The organism is Streptomyces sp. NPDC002623, assembly GCF_053592635.1.
Genome location: NZ_JBSFWB010000043.1, coordinates 48,194 through 65,415, shown reverse-complemented (window position 1 = coordinate 65,415; position 17,222 = coordinate 48,194). Strand labels below are relative to the sequence as shown.

Here is a 17,222-nt window from a genome sequence, read left to right as displayed (position 1 = left end):
GTCGGGGTGACGTCGTGGATGGAGCCGACCTCGAGGCCCGTCGCCTGCAGGGAGCGGATGGCGGTCTCACGACCGGCGCCCATTCCTCAGAAAGGGCCGATGATGACTGCCACAACCGCGGCCTCCCCCAAGGGCCGGCGACGAGACGGGCCGACCCCTCTCGGGCGCGGCGGCAAAAGCCGTCACCGGGCAGCAGGGCCACTGTTCGTCGCACCCTTCATGGTGCTGTTCCTGCTGCTGTTCCTCGCCCCGCTCGGCTACGCCGCCTACCTCAGCCTCTTCCAGGAGCGCCTGATCGGCGGGACGGCCTTCGTCGGCCTCGACAACTACACCCAGGCCCTGGGCGACCCGCAGTTCCTCCACGGCATCGGACGCGTCGCGCTGTTCTTCGTGATCCAGGTCCCGCTGATGCTGCTCCTCGCGCTGCTGTTCGCTCTCGCGCTCGACAGCGGCCTGCTCCGCCTCGCCCGCGTGATCCGGCTCGGCATCTTCGTCCCGTACGCCGTGCCGAGCGTGGTCGCCGCGCTGATGTGGGGTTATCTCTACGGCCCGGACTTCGGCCCGTTCGCCCAGCTCAGCCGCAAACTCAGCCTGCCTGTCCCCGACTTCCTCAGCGACAGCTGGATGCTGGGCAGCCTGGCGAACATCGTGACCTGGGAGTTCGTCGGCTACAACATGATCATCCTGTACGCCGCCCTGCGTACCGTCCCCGAGGAGTTGTACGAGGCAGCCGCCGTGGACGGCGCCGGCGCCTGGCGGGTCGCCTGGTCGATCAAACTGCCGGCGCTCCGGCCCGCGATCCTGCTCACCCTGCTGTTCTCGGTGATCGGCAGCTTCCAGCTGTTCAACGAGCCGAAGCTGTTGATGAGCATCGCCCCGGACGTGATCAGCAGCTCCTACACCGCCAACCTCTACGCCTACACGCTCGCCTTCACCGGCCAACAGGTCAACTACGCGGCCACGGTGTCCTTCCTCCTCGGCCTCGTCATCGTGATCGCCTCCTACGCCGTCCTGCTCACCGCGAACCGCAGGAGGACCCCGTGACGAGCACGATCCCGACAGCGAAGGCCGCCCCCATGACGGGCCCGCCCCCCGTCGCACCGGTTCGGCGCCGGTCCGCCACCCGGCGTCGCAGCACCCCGCTCACCATCGCCATGCTGGCCGTCCTGGCCTATTTCCTGCTCCCGCTGTTCTGGCTGCTGGTCGCCTCGACCAAGAGCACCCAGGACCTGTTCAACACCTTCGGCCTGTGGTTCTCGCACGCCCCGCAGCTGCTGACCAACATCAGGGAGACCTTCACCCAGGACGACGGCGTCTTCGTGCACTGGCTGCTCAACACGGTCGTGTACGCCGGAGTCAGCGCGGTCGGTGCCGCGCTGCTCGCGGCCGCCGGCGGGTACGGGTTCGCCAAGTTCCGCTTCCGCGGGGACCGGGCCGCCTTCAACCTCGTCCTCGGCGCCGTCATGGTCCCGGCCACCGCCCTGGCGATCCCGACCTATCTGCTCTTCGCGAAGGCCGGCCTGGTCAACACCCCCTGGGCGGTCATCCTGCCCTCCCTCGTCAACCCCTTCGGCCTCTACCTGATGCGCGTCTACGCCGAGGACGCCGTCCCGGACAGCATTCTGGAGGCCGCCCGCATCGACGGCGCCGGGGAAGCACGGATCTTCGGCACGATCGTGTTGCGACTCCTCGCGCCGGGCTTGGTCACCGTGCTGCTGTTCACCCTCGTGGCGACCTGGAACAACTATTTCCTGCCGCTGATCATGCTGAACGACCCCGATCTGTACCCGGTCACCGTCGGCCTCTCCTCCTGGGCCGCGCAGGCACAGAACGGCGGGGCCGGAGCCAGCAGCGACATGCTCGCCCTCGTCGTCACCGGGTCCCTGATCTCGATCGTGCCGCTCGTCGTGGCCTTCCTGATGCTCCAGCGGTACTGGCAGAGCGGCCTGGCCGCCGGCGGCGTCAAGCAGTAATTCCCCCCACCCCCCATATCTTCCGGAGGTTCCCTTCATGGCGGCTCTGCCTGCCCGCGTCCTGTTCGGCGCCGCGTACTACCACGAATACCGACCCCCCTATGGCACCGAACGGCCGGACGAACGCCTCAAGACCGACCTCGACCTGATGGCGGACGCGCATGTCACCGTCATCCGGGTCGGCGAGTCCGTCTGGTCGACCTGGGAGCCCGAGAACGGCCGGTTCGACCTCGACTGGCTGCAGCCGGTCCTCGACGGCGCCCACGAGCGCGGCATCTCCGTCGTCCTGGGCACACCCACGTACGCGGTCCCGCCGTGGCTGGCCCGTCAGTACCCGGAGATCACGGGCGAGCGGCGGACCGGTGAGCGCATCGGCTGGGGCGCCCGCCAGGAGGCCGACTTCACCCACCCCGCGTTCCGCTTCCACGCCGAGCGCGTCATCCGCAAGATCGTCGCCCGCTACGCCGACCACCCCGCGGTCATCGGCTTCCAGGTCGACAACGAACCCGGCCTGGAGCTCTTCCACAACCACGGCGTCTTCCAGCGGTTCGTCGACCATCTGCGGGAGAAGTACGGCGACGTCGAGACCCTCAACCGTGAGTGGGGGCTCGTCTACTGGTCGCACCGGCTGTCCACCTGGGCCGACCTGTGGACCCCGGACGGCAATGTGCAGCCGCAGTACGACGTGGCCTGGCGGGAGTTCCAGGCACGCCAGGTCACCGAGTTCATCGGCTGGCAGGCCGACATCGTGCGCGGGTACGCCCGCCCCGAGCACTTCGTCACCACCTGCATCTCCTACAAGCGCCCCGCGGTGGAGGACGACGAGCTGACCGACCGGCTCGACATCGCCTCCGGCAACCCCTACTACGCGATGCAGGACGGCCTGCTGCTGCCCGACCCCACCCCCGACGACCACGAGCAGAAGTGGCAGACGACCGGCGTGTGGTCGCTGTACCAGACCGCCGACTGGATGTTCTCCTCCCGCCAGCAGCCGTTCCTCGTCACCGAGACCAACGCCGGCTCCATCGGCTTCCCCTGGGACAACCGGCCCGGCTACGACGGACAGTGGCGCCAGGCGGCCTGGGCTCTCGTCGGCCGTGGCGCGCGCATGATCGAGTACTGGCACTGGCACACCCTGCACTTCGGCGCCGAGACCTACTGGGGCGGCATCCTCCCGCACACGGGACAGCCCGGTCGCACCTACGCCGAACTCGCCCGGCTCGGCGGCGAGTTCGAGGCGGCGGGAGAGCTCGTCGCCGGACTGGAACCGGACGCCGACCTCACGATGGTCTACTCGACGCCCAGCAAGTGGCTGATGCAGAAGTACCCGCCGTTCGCGAAACCGGACGGCGAGCCGGACCCGGAGGCCTACCACCGCATCTTCGACCCCTTCTACCGGGGCGCCTTCGACGCGGGCCGCCAGGTGCGGATCGTGCACGCCCGGCAGTTGCACGACCCGAGCGGAGAACGCGACGGCCTCACCCCGCAGGAAGCCGCCCACCGCCACCCCGTCCTCGTCGTCCCCGGCCTGTATCTCGCCGCCGACACCACGCTCGACTGGCTCGCGGCCTACGCGGAAGCCGGCGGCCACCTCGTCCTCGGCCCGCGCACCGGCTACGCCGACCACGAGGCCCGCGCCCGTGCCGAGCGGGCCCCCGGGCGCCTCACCGAGGCCGCGGGCGTCAGCTACGACGAGTTCAGCAACCTCCTCCGGGAGGTCCCCGTGCGGCAGGTGCCCGGAGGACCGCTCGCCCTCCCCGAGGGCGCGACGGCGACCCACTGGGCCGACGGCCTCACCGTCACGGACGCCGAGGTGATGGTCACCTACGACCACCCGCACTTCGGCCGCTGGCCCGCCGTCACCACCCGCCGCAACGGCGCGGGCCGGATCACCTACGTCGGCACCGTGCCCGGCCGTGACCTCGCCCGCTCGCTGGCCGAATGGCTGACGCCGTCCGCCCGCCACGCCTGGGGCGACCTCCCGGCGACGGTCACCGTGACCACCGGCGCCTCCCCCGACGGACGCCGCGTCCACATCGTCCACAACTGGAGCTGGGAGCAGGCGAGCGTCCCCGTACCGGTGGACCTGTCCGACGCGCTGAACGGAACATCCGTCCTCGCCGGCACGGCGCTGGACCTCGGTCCCTGGGACGTACGCGTGTTCGTCTCCGCCGACCCCGAGGGCACCCCTGCCTCCGAAACCCACAACCGCTCATAGAACCCGCACCACCGTGGTCATCCCCAAAGGAGGGGCTATGCAGAGAAGAAGGCTGGCGAAGGCGCTGGGAGGCGTCGTCGGAGCGTCCGTGATGCTGGCCATACCCGCGTCCACCGCGCAGGCGTACAGCCCGACGGGCGGAACCCTCTACCAGCTCGGCAGCGAGCCGTGCCTGAAGGGGCGGGGCAACTGCGCGATCTACCCGAAGTCGGCGGAACTGCCCAGCGGACGCCTGGTCGCGTCGTTCGAGAAGTCCACGGTCGTGACGGCGACCGGCAGCGCCGACAAGCAGACCCTCCCGGTCTACAAGAGCGACGACCACGGAACGACCTGGCAGTCCCTGTCGGAGGTCAAGGCTCCGGCGTATCTCTCCAGCGACGCCAAGTACGCGAAGTACACCAGCAACTGGACCAACCCCTACCTCTACGTCCTCCCGCAGGACGTCGGGAACCTGCAGCAGGGCACGCTGCTGCTCGCGAGCGTCGTGTCGGGCGACGACTACTACTACAAGGAGCACAAGGCGGCCGACGCCAACTGGACGCCCACCAACGACGGCGACCGCAAGGACCTGGCGATCGCCCTGTACTCCAGCACCGACGACGGCGCGACCTGGAAGGTCGAGAACGTCGTCGCGACCGGCGGCTGGCAGGGCGGCAGCGCGGGCGCGGTCGGCCAGAACATCGCGGCCGCCAACACCGACCACCAGGTGGACCCCGTCTGGGAGCCGTACCTGATGGTCCACAAGGGCAAGCTCGTCTGCTACTACTCCGACGAGAACGACTACACCGGCTTCGACGCCACCACCGGCGTCCCCACCCTGGACCCCGCCAACGACACCGCCACGGACTCCCAGGGCCAGATCCTCGCCCACAAGACCTGGGACGGCACCAGCGCCTCGTGGAGCGCCCCCGTCGTCGACGTCGCCGGACTGACCCAGAACATGGGCGGCGGCAAGACGGAGATCGGCGGCGGACGGCCGGGCATGGCGAACGTCGTCCGCACGACGGACGGCAAGTGGATGCTGCCCTTCGAGTACTGGGGCGGCGGAGCCAACACCCGATACGTGCTCGCCGACGACCCGCTGAAGTTCTACACCGGCTCCGCCACGGGCACGGGCGTCACCACCCTGCCGCTCGACAGCGGTTCCCACGCCCTCACGACGGGCGGCAGTCCGGTCCTCATCAGACTTCCCGGCGGTCGCCTGGTCTACAACGCCGCCGGCAGCGGCAACGTCTGGGTCAACGACAGCGGACGCAGCGACGGCACGTGGAAGGAGTACCAGACGACCTCGGGGGCCGGCTACAGCCGCAACCTGCAGTACGTCGAGGCCACCGGCCGCATCTCGATCCTCAACAACCAGGGCACCTCGACACTCAAGTTCGCCGAGGTCGACCTCGGTCACACGGACGGCGCCTACTACCAACTGGTGAACCGCAAGACCGACCAGGTGATCGGCACCGGGAACAAGACCAACGACGCCAACATCGGCAACGGAGACGTTCCCGACGTCCGTCTGGAGGCCCCCGGGTCGGCGGCGAACGCGGACACCCAGTACTGGCACGTGACGACCGAGCCGAACGGCGGCATGAGCCTGCTGAACAAGTCGGGCGGCCGCGCGGCGGCGATCTGGACGGGCAACGCCACGGCCGGCCAGAAGATCGGCCAATGGGTCGACAACAGCGCCACCGGCAGCTGGAACCTCGTCAAGACCAGCGACGGTTTCTACAGACTGCAGTCGGTCAAGAACACCAGCCTGTACCTGACCGGCGCATCCGCCGGGGCACAGCTGACCCTGCAGACCGCGCTCACGGACGGCTCGCAGGACTGGGAACTCGTCCAGTAAGTCCCACCTTCCGGGCTCTTGACGTATCGAGTATGACTGCGTAGACATGACTGCGCAGTCATACTCGGACTCGCCACCAAGGCACCGCTGGAATCAGCGGGAGCGACTGACGCTCCCCCTCACGGACGTGGATTCCGTGGTACGCCCGCCAGAACCATCTCTCAGCAGAAAGACGGCCCGTTGTGAACACACGGCACGATGACCGCGCGAGCCTCGAACCCTGCGTCGTCGGACTCGACTTCGGCACCCTGTCCGGACGGGCCGTGGTGGTCCGCGTCCGCGACGGGGCGGAGTTGGGGACGGCGGAGCACGCGTACGCACACGCGGTCCTGGACCGGGCGCTGCCCGACGGGACAGGGCTGCCGCCGGACTGGGCCCTGCAAGTGCCCTCCGACTACATCGACGTCCTGCGCCACGCGGTGCCGGATGCACTGAGCCGTTCCGGAGTACGGCCCGAGCAGGTGATCGGCGTCGGTACGGACTTCACCGCATGCACGGTCCTTCCGGTGCTCGCCGACGGCACCCCGCTGTGTGAACTACCGGAACTCGCCGGCCGCCCGCACGCCTACGCCAAGCTCTGGCGCCACCACGCCGCCCAGAGCCACGCGGATCGGATCAACGCGCTGGCCGCCGAACGCAAGGAGGCCTGGCTGGAGCGGTACGGCGGACGGATCTCCTCGGAGTGGGAGTTCGCGAAAGCGCTTCAGATGCTTGAGGAGGACCCGGAGGTCTACCGCCGGACGGAGCGCTGGGTGGAGGCCGCCGACTGGATCGTGTGGCAGCTGTGCGGGACGTACGTCCGCAACGCCTGCACCGCCGGGTACAAGGGCCAGTACCAGGACGGCGCCTACCCGTCCACCGACTACCTCACGGCACTGAACCCGGACTTCGCCGACTTCGTGACCGCCAAACTGGACCAGCCGATCGGCGAACTGGGCACTCCGGCCGGGGCGCTCACGGCCGAAGCCGCCGCCTGGACGGGGCTGCCCGAGGGCATCACGGTGTGCGTCGGCAATGTCGACGCCCATGTGACGGCACCCGCGGCGGGGGCCGTGGAGCCGGGACGGATGGTCGCCATCATGGGCACCTCCACCTGCCATGTGATGAGCTCCGACCGACAAGCCTCGGTACCGGGCATGTGCGGCGTCGTCGACGGCGGCATCCTGCCGGGCCTATGGGGTTACGAGGCCGGGCAGAGCGGCGTCGGCGACATCTTCGGCTGGTTCGTCCGCACGGGGTTCCCCGCCTCGTACGCCGAGCAGGCCGCCGCTCTGGGGCGCGACGCGCACGAACACCTGACCGCCCTCGCGGCCACGCAGAAGGTGGGCGAGCACGGCCTGATCGCGCTGGACTGGCACAGTGGCAACCGTTCCGTCCTGGTCGATCACGACCTCAGCGGCGTCCTGGTGGGCCTGACGCTGTCCACCCGCCCGGAGGACGTCTACCGGGCGCTGCTGGAAGCCACCGCGTTCGGCACCCGCACCATCATCGAGGCGTTCGAAACCGCCGGAGTGCCGGTGGAGGAGCTCGTCATCGCGGGCGGTCTGACCAAGAACGCCCTGCTCATGCAGATCTACGCCGACGTCACCCGCCGTCCGCTGGGCCTCATCGGCTCCGCCCAGGGCCCGGCACTCGGCGCCGCCATGCACGCCGCGGTCGCCGCCGGTGCGTACCCGGACATCCGGGCCGCGGCCCGCGCCATGGGCAAGGTCCACCGCGAGGCCTACCTGCCCGACCCCGAGCGGGCCGCGGCCTACGACCGTCTGTACGCCGAATACCGGCTCCTGCACGACTACTTCGGCCGCGGGGTCAACAAGGTCATGCACCGACTGCGCCATCTCCGCGCCGAAGCATCCGCCTCCTCCTGAACAGGGAAACCCTCATGGAAACCGACACCACGCCCTACCCCGACCACGAGATCTGGTTTCTCACCGGAAGCCAGGGCCTGTACGGCGACGACATCCTGCACCAGGTCGCCGAACAGTCCCGCAGCATCTCCGAGACCCTGGGCCGGCCCGGGAAGATCCCGGTCAAGATCGTGTGGAAGCCGGTCCTCACCGACGCCGACTCGATCCGGCGGCTGTGCCAGGAGGCGAGCTCCTCCGACGCCTGCGTGGGCGTGATCGTGTGGATGCACACCTTCTCCCCGGCCAAGATGTGGATCGCCGGACTCAGCGCCCTGGACCGCCCGCTGCTGCACCTGCACACCCAGTACAACCTGTCGCTGCCCTGGCCGAGCATCGACATGGACTTCATGAACCTCAACCAGGCGGCCCACGGCGACCGCGAGTTCGGGCACATCGAGTCCCGGGTCGGCGTGGACCGCAAGATCGTCGCCGGTCACGCCACCGATCCCAGGGTCGTCAGGCGCGTGGCGGCCTGGGCCCGTGCCGCCGTCGGCCGGCAGACCTCGCGCGGACTGCGCCTCGCGCGCTTCGGCGACAACATGCGCGACGTGGCCGTCACCGAGGGCGACAAGGTGGAGGCCCAGCTGCGGTTCGGCTTCTCCGTGAACACCTACGCCGTCAACGACCTGGTGGCCGTCGTCGACGCGGTCGAGGGCAAAGCCGCCGCCGAACTCGCCGAAGAGTACGTCGAGTCGTACGACCTCGTCCCAGCCCTGCGCCCAGGCGGCATACGCCACGACTCCCTCCTGTACGCGGCCCGCCAGGAACTGGGCCTGCGCGCCTTCCTCACCGAGGGCGGATTCACCGCCTTCACCACCAACTTCGAGGACCTCGGCGGCCTGCGCCAGCTGCCCGGTCTCGCCGTCCAGCGGCTGATGGCCGACGGCTACGGCTTCGGCGGCGAAGGCGACTGGAAGACCTCGGCCCTGCTGCGCACCGTGAAGGTCATGGGCGCCGGGCAACCAGGCGGTACCAGCTTCATGGAGGACTACACCTACCACCTCGGTCCCGGCACTCCGCGCGTCCTGGGCGCCCACATGCTGGAGGTCTGCCCCTCGATCGCCGCGGCCCGCCCCCGCTGCGAGATCCACCCCCTGTCCATCGGCGGCCGCGAGGACCCCGTCCGCCTGGTCTTCGACGCCGCGGAGGGCCCCGCCGTCGTCGTCGGCCTCTCCGACCTCGGCGACCGTTTCCGGCTCACCGCCAACGCCGTCGACGTCATCGCACCCGGCGAACCCCTGCGCCGGCTGCCCGTGGCCAGGGCCGTGTGGACACCACGCCCCTCACTCGCCGAATCCGCCGAGAGCTGGCTGCTCGCCGGCGCCCCGCACCACACCGTCCTCAGCTCGGCCGTCGACCTGGAGACCCTGACCGACTACGCCGCCATGACCGGCGTCGAACTGCTCACCATCGACGAGAACACCGCCTCCGAGCAGTTCGCCAAGGAAGTCCGCTGGAACGCCGCGTACCACCGCCTCGCCCAGGCCCTGTGACGTCCGAGACCCGCACGCGAGGAGAGCACCGATGACCGCACGAGTCCGCGACGGCCTGCGGCAAGAGGTACTGGACGCCAACCTGACCATCCCCCAGGTCGGTCTGGCGACGCTGACCTGGGGCAACGTGAGCGGCGTCGACCGCGAGGCCGGGGTCTTCGTGATCAAGCCCTCTGGAGTCCCCTACGAGGACCTCACACTCGACCACCTGGTGACCGTCCGTCTCTCCGACGGCGCTGTCGTCGACGGAAACCTCCGCCCTTCCACCGACACCGAGACCCACCGCTGTCTCTACCTGGCGTTCCCGTCCATCGGAGGCGTCACCCACACCCACTCCACCCACGCGGTGGCCTTCGCCCAGGCCCGGCGCGACGTGCCCGTCCTGGGCACCACCCACGCCGATACCTTCAACGGCCCCATCCCCTGCACCCCCGACCTCACCGCCGAGCAGTGCGCGAAGGACTACGAGTACAACACCGGCCGCATCATCGTGGACACGCTGCACGAAGACGATCAGAAAGCGGTCGAGGTCCCCGCCGCACTGGTTGCCAACCATGGCCCGTTCACGTGGGGCTCCAGCGCCCGCAAGTCCCTCGAACACGCCATCATCTGCGAGGCCGTCGCCGACATCGCCATACACACGCTGGCCCTGTCTCCGTCGGCCCCGCCGCCCCCGCACCTCCTGAACCGCCACTACACCCGCAAACACGGCCCCGACGCCTACTACGGGAACCCGGAGATGGCGGCCTCCACGTGACAAGCCCTGTCAGTCGCGCCGACGGCCCCGGCACCGGCCGCAGCAGGAGAGGACGAGCGCACAGGAACTCAGTCGTCGTTTCCGCTGTTCTCGTTCGGCAGGAACGTCTGGCGTGCCCAGAGGCTCAGCAGCGCCATCCCTCCGACGAACAGCGGAACCGGGTCACGGGCCGGAGGAGCCAGGACATATCCCAGCGCCGTCACCGTGCAGACCGTCAGGGGAATGAACGCCGCCGCACTCTCCATCCCCCATCGCCACGTCGGCTGAGCAGTGCCCAGTACGCTCGCCCCGCCGGGCACCCAAGGACCGACGGCGACCACCAGCAGGCCCGCGGTATTGCAGGTGTCGACCAGCTGACAGGACATCGCCTCGGGGCTGTGCGGGCCGACCGTCCACAGGCGCAGGGTGTCGCCGATCAGCATGAGGGACAGCCCGACGATCCCCACCCACAAGGTGACTCTCTGGTCGCCCCGTACGAGACGGCACAGGGCGAACAGAAAACTGAGGAACACGACCTCCGCGGTCCACAGGACACCGACCATTCCCGTCCCCAGCCGCCAGCCGTCACTGGCCCCCCTCAGCAGCACCCATCCCGTCATGAACACGGCCCCGGCGGTGACGACCCCGTCAAGCACACGCCGCAGCAACACACGCCGGCCTTTGCCGGCATCGGCCGCGACCACCAGACCGGCCATACCCAGGCCGACCGCCAGCGTCACTCCGGTGACCACCACCGAACCGAGCAGCGATCGCCCGTCCTGTCCCGAACCCGGGGGGTGAGCCGACAGTACGTTGACCGCCCCCCGGTACACACCCCCGGCGACGGCCGAACCCCCCAACAGCAGCAGACGCGTCCGCACCCGTCCACTCGCCCCCCAGGCACGGAGCACCAGGGAGACCGCCAACCCCCAACAACCGATGGACGGCCCGAAAGCCACCATCCGCGCCGCCACACTTCCAGCCACCCACGGCCCGCTGAAAGTCAGCGCTGTTCCCACGAGACAGGCCACGCCCACCGCGCCCCAGGCCCACGCTCCAGGCCTACCGCAGCGGCCCGCCCGGACCCTGGGCACGTCCGGTGACTTCCCCAACCCCGACATCAGGTGCGCCTTTCCACCGGTCCCCCACCCGCAGGGCCTTTCCTGCCGCCCCCGGATCCATACAGAGACCGTAGAAGACCCGCCACCTGCCCCGACCTGAAGAATCGGCTGATTCACTCGCACTGCGTAAGGGAGGCGAGATCACCGGGGCGCGGTGGTGACCGTCGGCGCGGGGCCGGGGCTCCGTGCGGTGGAGCCGGGCAGCGGCACACCCATCCCCGTCACTCTCTTCGGCGGTGAGCTGGAGGACGTCGACGCCTACGCGGCAGCAGGAGTCGACCGCGTCCTGCTCTGGGTACGTCCCCAGCCCACCGGAGCCATGACCCGCGCGGTCGACGAGATCGCCCTCCGCCTCGGCAAACGCCTGAGCTGAGCAGGCGATCCGCCGGACCTCCCGCACCGGGGGCGATTCCGCGGCCCATGGGCGTCGGTTCCCGTTCGAGTCCCGGCAGTCAGCGACCGGGGTGCGTGCCCAGGCGGCCCGGGGTCGGTGCGCCCTCGACCTCGCCGATGTACACCGTCATCTGCTGGCGGAGGCGTTCAGCGGCGGCGCGGTCCTGCATGAAGGAGGCAAAGCCGTCGAGGTCGGCGTTGTCGTACTGCCAGACCCTCTTCAGTCCGGCGGGCGGTGCGACATCGGTGCGGACCGACCACAGGTCGCTGGTCTGGTTCTCCTTGGACAGCTGCCAGTTGAGGAAGAGCTTCGCGGCGGCCGGGTGCCTGGCGTTCTTGAGGATGGCCTCCCGCTGGCCCCAGGCCACGAAGGGGTCACTGGAGTTCGGGAGCATACCGATCGTCTCGGCCGCGGGGTCCTTGCCGGCGTCAGGCGTGACCCAGCCGCCCAGCCCGATGGCCTTCTTCCCGGCGGCCAGCTGGTGCTCGAACGCCTGCTTGGTGGCGTCCTGCTGGTCCTTCCAGTCGCCGCCTGCGTAGACGACGAGCCTGCCGCCCTCGGCCTTCGCGGCGGCGTACAGCTCGTCGAGCGTCCTGGTCTCCTCGCCCCCGGTGCCGGCGTCGGATCGGGTGGCCGCTCCGAGGGCCAGGCCGACCGCAGCCAGGGTCGTGGCGACGGTGACGGTCACGAACGTTCTGGAGAAGCGCAGCGGTCGCCGGTTCGAGGACGGCAGCGGGTTGAGCAGCATCGAAGGACTCCTGTTGGTGATATCTGAACGGTCGGTGGTCTTGGGAACGGAGAAGGCCCGGTCAGCGGGTGTTTCCGGCGGCAGTGCCTGCCGTTCAACGAACCAGTTCGGCGGGCTTGGCAGCCCTGCCCAGCAGCCACTCCAGGGGGCCTCGGCGGAAGAAGCGGGACCAGAGCGTCGCGAACACCGTCACCGCCGAGATGAAGCCGAGCAGAACATGCAGCGGGGAACCCGGCAGCTCCGCTATGCCGAGCAGATGAATGCCGACGATGTGGAAGACATAGGCGGTCAGGGACATCGAGCCGACCGCGATGACCGGGCGGGCCAGGCGGTGGAAGCGCGGGAAGGCATCGACGGCGGCGAGGCAGCCGGCCAGCACCGCGATCGCCACACCGGCGTTGGCGATGATCGACAGGGTCGTCTCGCTGTGCGGCGAGGCGACCAGGAGCCCGGCCGGGGTGCTGCCGTCGGGGTAGCCCCAGGTGTCGGACCACCAGGCGGACGCGGCCGATCCGCCGTCGCCCCAGCCGGCGGCACCGAGCGCCTTGAGCGCGCCGGGGGCCAGGTGCAGGGCGAGGAAGGAGCCGCCGTAGCCGATGACGGCCATCGCCACACCGGTGGCCGCCAGGCGTGCGCGGACAGCGGTGGCGGCCAGGTCGAGGCGGGCCACGGCCATGCCGGCGATGACGAAGGGGATCCAGGTGAGGGCCGGGTAGCTACCGGTGAAGAGGAGCGAGACGATGCCGTTGGCGTCGGCGGGCCAGGCCCAGATGCCGTCGGCGCCGTCCGCCGGAAGCGCCCGCTGTACGACGTACAGGATCTGCGGCAGAACCAGGGCGCCGACCAAGGCGATGATCGCCAGCGGGCGGGCGCTCAGCCGGTACAGCGGCAGGACGAGCAGGAAGTACAGGCCGTAGAAGGCGAGGATCACCTCGACCGGGGTGCCGCTCATGGTGAGCGCGGTGCCCAGGACCAGCAGGACGAGCGCCCGGATCACCACCTTGGCAACCGCCTGACGGCCCGCCCGGCCCGTCTTCGGAGTGCGGCGGCCGGTCATCAGGATGATCGAGAAGCCGGCCAGGAAGGCGAAGAGCGCGGACGCGCGGCCGTGGGCCAGCTCCATGAGGTGGCCGATGACGCCGCCCCGGGACGGGTCGGGGCCGACATGGGCCGCGTACATGCCGAAGACCGCGAGACCCCGGGCGAGGTCCACGCCGATCAGGCGGCCGACCGGGACCCGCTCGGTGCTCGGAGTCCCGGACGGGTCGTTCTCCACGGCCTGGGACGGCGCTCTGGTCGGCGCCGCGAGTGCCGTGTCGTCTGCGTTGTGGGTCATGCATTCAGGCTGGCGAGCGGCCCTGGACCGAGGTATCCGACAGGTGTCCGGTGCTACCCCGCCGCTCGGTCACCTCCTCTCCCCCAGGTGGCGGGACCCCTCCCCCCGGACGGCGGGAGTGTCCCGCCGGGCCGTCTCGAGAGGCGGTTCCCGGTCTACGGTCGGAGCAGGGACAATCGGCATCGCCGTACGGCCGACGACGTACGCACACCTACGACCAGGCAGGGCGCGTGTGATCCGGGTAGTGGTAGTGGACGACGAGGCCCTGGTGCGGTCCGGCTTCAAGCTGATCCTGGGCTCGGCCGACGACATCGAGGTCGTCGCCACCACGGTCGGCGCGGAAGCCGTCGACACCGTACGGCGGGAGCGTCCCGACGTCGTGTTGCTGGACATCCGGATGCCGGACGTCGACGGGCTGACCGTGCTGCGGCAGGTGCACGCTCTTCCGGAGCCGCCGGTGGTGGCGATGCTGACGACGTTCGACGCCGACGAGTACATCGTGACCGCGCTGCGTTCCGGCGCGGCGGGCTTCCTGCTCAAGGACACCGAGCCGGAACAACTCGTTCAGCTCGTCCGCACGCTGGCCGCGGGCGGGGTCGTCATGTCGCCGAAGGCGTCCCGTGCCGTCTGGGAGAGTCGCCCCGCCACCACGGCTGCCGACGCCGAGGAGGCCGCCCGCATCGGACGGCTCACCGAACGCGAGCGCGACGTGCTCGTGCTGGTCTCGGAAGGTCTGTCCAACGCCGAGATCGGCACCCGCATCCACCTCAGCGCGGGCACCGTCAAGGATCACGTCAGCGCCATCCTCACCAAGCTGCGGGTAGGCAGCCGGGTGCAGGCGGCGCTGCTCGCGCAGCGGGCCGGGCTGCTCGACAACGGGCCGCGCCGCTCGGAGCCCGGGCGATGACCGCGGCGCGAGCCTGGTGGGAGCGGATCCCCGCCCCTGCCGTCGACGCCGTGGTCGTCACGGTCGCCGTCGTGGACGTCCTGCTCAGCCTGGAGGACGCCGCCCCCATGGCGCAGGCCATGGCCGCACTGGCCTGCGCCGGTCTCGCCCTGCGACGGCGCTTCCCGCTCCCGGTGTTCCTGCTCACCCTCCCCGCGAGCCTCATGCTGGCCATCGTGTTCGCCCCGTTCGCGGCCCTGTTCACGCTGGCCGAACGGTCCCGCGACCGGCGGCTGCTCGGTGTGTGCGCCGTACTGTTCGCCCTCGCCTCCGCCGCCCCCTGGCCGCTCAGCGACATCAGCTCGCACGACCGCACCTGGACCCTGGTCTACTTCTTCTACACCCTCGCCACCGCCGCGGCCCCCGTCCTGCTGGGCCAACTCGTGCAGGCCAGACGAGACCTGGCCGGCCGACTGGTCGAGATCGAGGAGGCCCGCGAACACGAACGTCTGCTGCACTCCCAGGCCGTCCTCGCCCGCGAGCGCGCCCAGCTCGCCCGCGAGATGCACGACGTCGTCTCCCACCAGGTCAGCCTGATCGCCGTACAGGCCGGCGCCCTCCAAGTCGCCGCCACGGACCCGGACTTCAAAGAAGGCGCCCGCACCATCCGCTCCCTCAGCGTCGACACCCTCGACGAACTGCGCCATATGGTGACCCTGCTCCGCGCCTCCGACGGCCGGGCCACCGAACTCACGCCGCAGCCCACCCTCGCCGACCTCCACAGACTCGTCAGCACCAGCGGCATCGAAGCCGACCTGATCGGCGAACTGCCCCCCGACATCAGCTCCCCCGCCCAGCGCGCCGTCTACCGCACCGTCCAGGAAGCCCTCACCAACGTCCGCAAGCACGCCCCCGGCGCCACCGCGACCGTCAGACTGTGGCGTGCCGACGACGGCGCGACGTTCGGCGTGACCATCGCCAACACACCTCCCACCCGGCCCTCCCTCCTTCTGCCCGGCTCCCACCAAGGCCTGGTCGGCCTCAGGGAGCGCGCCGAACTCCTGGGCGCCGACATCGAGTTCGGGACTCTCCCGGGCGGCGGCTACGAGGTGAGCCTGCGGATCCCGGCTCACGGGGGTGCACGCCTGGTAGGGGGTGAGCCGACGACCCGGGACACATGACTCTGGCGGTCGTCCAGGTCCCGCACGAGAGTTCTCCGCACACCGTCGGCTCACAGTCACCGCTCCAAGGCTCGTGGTACGAAGGGGAATTCAATGACCGAGACATGGCCACCGCCGTATCCCGGCCCGATCCCTGGCCGGGCCCGCGGCGCGCACCGGAAACGGCGCATACGGTCGCTGCTGATCGCCTTCGCCGTAGCCACCCACGGCCACCAACTTGTCGACGTCGGCGTCCTCGAACCCGTACGCCGAGGCCACGAACCCGAAGTCCTCGCAGATCTCCTCACGCGCGACGGTCTCGATCTCACTGCCGGCGGCCTCGAACTCGGCCTGCAGCGCGTTGAACTCCTCCGTGGCCGCTTCGGTCAGCGCGTAGAGCGCCGCCAGGCCCGGCGGCTGTTCGGCCTCGATCCGCGCGCACAGCCTCAGCAGGATCTCCTTCCCTCTGGTGACGACCGGATCGGGGAAGTAGTCGTCCTCGAACAGCCCGTTCAGAAACGGATAACCCGCCACCCGCTGGTTTGTGACCGCCATGGCGACCTCGCCTTCCAGCGACTTCCCTCACCCCGTCCATCTCCACCTGGCGCACTTCCAGATCGAGGCACGGAGCGGACGGGCTCCGGAGGCTCAGGAACGCGGCTGGAAGGACACGGTGGACGTACGGCCGTACGAGACCGTGGACGTGCTGGCCCGCTTCGCCGGGCACCGCGGCCGGTACATGTTCCACTGCCACAACCTGAAGCACGAGGACATGGCGATCATGGCGAACTTCCGCGTCGTCTGAGCACCGCCCGACCCGCCTCCCGGAAGCGGGAAGCGGGAGCACGGCACCTGGAAGCCGCGATCCGTGTGACCGAGCGCGCCGGCATCACCGGTCTGCCCCTGGAGTCGGCGGCCGAGGAGGCCGGGGTGACCAAGGGCGGCCTGATGTACCACTTCCGCACCCGGGAGGAGCTGTTGCTGGCGATCCAGCACCATCTGACCGGCTCGTGGGAGGAGATGCTCCGGGCGGAGCTGGGCAAGCCGATCGACGAGGCATCCGTACGGGACACCACCGCCGCATACGTATGGGCGGGGACTCTGGCGGGGGCGAGCAAGGCAGATCTGGCATTCATGATCGAGTCGGTGAGCCACCCCGGTCTCGCCCAGGTGTGGAACGACATGATGCACCGCTGGGCCCCGCCGACGGAGTCGGTCGAGCCCTCGGACATCGACCTGTTCCTGGCCCGGCTGGCCATCGACGGACTGTGGCTCCACAACGCCACCAGCGACGTCCCGCTGTCCGAGCCGGTCCGGGAGGCCCTACGGCAGAGGCTGCTCTCCCTCACCGAGCCGGAGCACACCGACCCGGTCTGACACCGCGTGACGGCGTCGGGCATCCACCTT

Annotated in this window: 15 protein-coding genes and 2 pseudogenes; 12 read left to right on the top strand and 5 right to left on the bottom strand. The window is 70.0% G+C overall.

Annotated features, from left to right (window positions below; translation table 11 throughout):
- A pseudogene (gene rpsK / locus ACWD4O_RS42110) lies at nt 1-86 on the bottom strand (30S ribosomal protein S11); the annotation flags it as partial.
- A gap of 16 nt (nt 87-102) precedes the next feature.
- Between rpsK and ACWD4O_RS42105 the strand changes: the two are divergent.
- From ACWD4O_RS42105 to araD, 7 genes are all read left to right on the top strand, one after another.
- Nucleotides 103-1,044, top strand: coding sequence for a carbohydrate ABC transporter permease (locus ACWD4O_RS42105; RefSeq protein ID WP_451288340.1), 942 nt, complete (start codon nt 103-105; stop codon nt 1,042-1,044).
- Nucleotides 1,041-1,973, top strand: a complete 933-nt coding sequence (locus ACWD4O_RS42100; protein WP_451288335.1) for a carbohydrate ABC transporter permease — start codon at nt 1,041-1,043, stop codon at nt 1,971-1,973. Before ACWD4O_RS42105 ends, ACWD4O_RS42100 begins: the two co-directional genes overlap by 4 nt.
- A gap of 37 nt (nt 1,974-2,010) precedes the next feature.
- Nucleotides 2,011-4,191: a beta-galactosidase gene (locus ACWD4O_RS42095; protein WP_451288334.1), complete on the top strand. Its 2,181-nt coding sequence runs from the start codon at nt 2,011-2,013 to the stop codon at nt 4,189-4,191.
- A 37-nt stretch (nt 4,192-4,228) separates the two neighbouring features.
- The gene (locus ACWD4O_RS42090; RefSeq protein WP_451288333.1) at nt 4,229-6,034 is read left to right on the top strand and encodes an RICIN domain-containing protein; all 1,806 of its coding nucleotides are present in this window, start codon (nt 4,229-4,231) and stop codon (nt 6,032-6,034) included.
- A 182-nt stretch (nt 6,035-6,216) separates the two neighbouring features.
- A complete protein-coding gene (araB, locus tag ACWD4O_RS42085) occupies nt 6,217-7,902 on the top strand; it encodes a ribulokinase (RefSeq protein ID WP_451288332.1) in 1,686 nt (561 codons plus the stop codon).
- 14 nt (nt 7,903-7,916) lie between these two features.
- Nucleotides 7,917-9,434, top strand: coding sequence for an L-arabinose isomerase (gene araA, locus ACWD4O_RS42080; protein WP_451288331.1), 1,518 nt, complete (start codon nt 7,917-7,919; stop codon nt 9,432-9,434).
- Between the two features lie 31 nt (nt 9,435-9,465).
- Entirely contained in the window at nt 9,466-10,191 is a 726-nt protein-coding gene (araD, locus tag ACWD4O_RS42075; RefSeq protein WP_451288330.1) for an L-ribulose-5-phosphate 4-epimerase AraD, read from the top strand.
- Nucleotides 10,192-10,259: 68 nt separating this feature from the next.
- Here araD and ACWD4O_RS42070 read toward each other — a convergent pair whose 3' ends face one another.
- A complete protein-coding gene (locus ACWD4O_RS42070) occupies nt 10,260-10,910 on the bottom strand; it encodes a hypothetical protein (protein ID WP_451288329.1) in 651 nt (216 codons plus the stop codon).
- A 538-nt stretch (nt 10,911-11,448) separates the two neighbouring features.
- Here ACWD4O_RS42070 and ACWD4O_RS42065 point away from each other — a divergent pair.
- The gene (locus tag ACWD4O_RS42065; protein ID WP_451288328.1) at nt 11,449-11,664 is read left to right on the top strand and encodes a hypothetical protein; all 216 of its coding nucleotides are present in this window, start codon (nt 11,449-11,451) and stop codon (nt 11,662-11,664) included.
- Between the two features lie 79 nt (nt 11,665-11,743).
- Here ACWD4O_RS42065 and ACWD4O_RS42060 read toward each other — a convergent pair whose 3' ends face one another.
- Both ACWD4O_RS42060 and ACWD4O_RS42055 read right to left on the bottom strand, forming a co-directional pair.
- A complete protein-coding gene (locus ACWD4O_RS42060) occupies nt 11,744-12,433 on the bottom strand; it encodes a hypothetical protein (RefSeq protein ID WP_451288327.1) in 690 nt (229 codons plus the stop codon).
- Between the two features lie 94 nt (nt 12,434-12,527).
- Nucleotides 12,528-13,769 (bottom strand): DUF418 domain-containing protein, encoded by a 1,242-nt coding sequence (locus ACWD4O_RS42055; RefSeq protein ID WP_451288326.1) that lies wholly within the window; start codon nt 13,767-13,769, stop codon nt 12,528-12,530.
- Nucleotides 13,770-14,001: 232 nt separating this feature from the next.
- On the opposite strand from ACWD4O_RS42055, the gene ACWD4O_RS42050 reads away from it, so the two are divergent.
- Both ACWD4O_RS42050 and ACWD4O_RS42045 read left to right on the top strand, forming a co-directional pair.
- Nucleotides 14,002-14,676, top strand: a complete 675-nt coding sequence (locus tag ACWD4O_RS42050; RefSeq protein WP_451288325.1) for a response regulator — start codon at nt 14,002-14,004, stop codon at nt 14,674-14,676.
- On the top strand, nt 14,673-15,836 hold the full coding sequence (locus tag ACWD4O_RS42045; protein WP_451288324.1) for a sensor histidine kinase: 1,164 nt from the start codon (nt 14,673-14,675) through the stop codon (nt 15,834-15,836). Before ACWD4O_RS42050 ends, ACWD4O_RS42045 begins: the two co-directional genes overlap by 4 nt.
- A 207-nt stretch (nt 15,837-16,043) precedes the next feature.
- Here the strand turns inward: ACWD4O_RS42045 and ACWD4O_RS42040 are convergent.
- Nucleotides 16,044-16,370 (bottom strand): annotated as a pseudogene (locus ACWD4O_RS42040) (DUF5713 family protein); the annotation flags it as partial.
- Here ACWD4O_RS42040 and ACWD4O_RS42035 point away from each other — a divergent pair.
- Together ACWD4O_RS42035 and ACWD4O_RS42030 are read left to right on the top strand one after the other, a co-directional pair.
- The gene (locus tag ACWD4O_RS42035) at nt 16,369-16,620 is read left to right on the top strand and encodes a multicopper oxidase domain-containing protein (RefSeq protein ID WP_451288323.1); all 252 of its coding nucleotides are present in this window, start codon (nt 16,369-16,371) and stop codon (nt 16,618-16,620) included. The pseudogene ACWD4O_RS42040 and the gene ACWD4O_RS42035 sit on opposite strands and share 2 nt — an antisense overlap.
- A complete protein-coding gene (locus tag ACWD4O_RS42030) occupies nt 16,617-17,192 on the top strand; it encodes a TetR/AcrR family transcriptional regulator (protein ID WP_451288339.1) in 576 nt (191 codons plus the stop codon). Before ACWD4O_RS42035 ends, ACWD4O_RS42030 begins: the two co-directional genes overlap by 4 nt.
- Nucleotides 17,193-17,222 lie beyond the last annotated feature (30 nt).

Bases quoted from the DNA above. Each gene is read 5' to 3' on its own strand.
- ACWD4O_RS42055 (WP_451288326.1), bottom strand. From the start codon at position 13,769: ATGACCCACAACGCAGACGACACGGCACTCGCGGCGCCGACCAGAGCG.
- ACWD4O_RS42090 (WP_451288333.1), top strand. From the start codon at position 4,229: ATGCAGAGAAGAAGGCTGGCGAAGGCGCTGGGAGGCGTCGTCGGAGCG.
- araA (WP_451288331.1), top strand. From the start codon at position 7,917: ATGGAAACCGACACCACGCCCTACCCCGACCACGAGATCTGGTTTCTC.
- ACWD4O_RS42045 (WP_451288324.1), top strand. From the start codon at position 14,673: ATGACCGCGGCGCGAGCCTGGTGGGAGCGGATCCCCGCCCCTGCCGTC.
- ACWD4O_RS42105 (WP_451288340.1), top strand. From the start codon at position 103: ATGACTGCCACAACCGCGGCCTCCCCCAAGGGCCGGCGACGAGACGGG.
- ACWD4O_RS42060 (WP_451288327.1), bottom strand. From the start codon at position 12,433: ATGCTGCTCAACCCGCTGCCGTCCTCGAACCGGCGACCGCTGCGCTTC.
- ACWD4O_RS42095 (WP_451288334.1), top strand. From the start codon at position 2,011: ATGGCGGCTCTGCCTGCCCGCGTCCTGTTCGGCGCCGCGTACTACCAC.
- araD (WP_451288330.1), top strand. From the start codon at position 9,466: ATGACCGCACGAGTCCGCGACGGCCTGCGGCAAGAGGTACTGGACGCC.
- ACWD4O_RS42035 (WP_451288323.1), top strand. From the start codon at position 16,369: ATGGCGACCTCGCCTTCCAGCGACTTCCCTCACCCCGTCCATCTCCAC.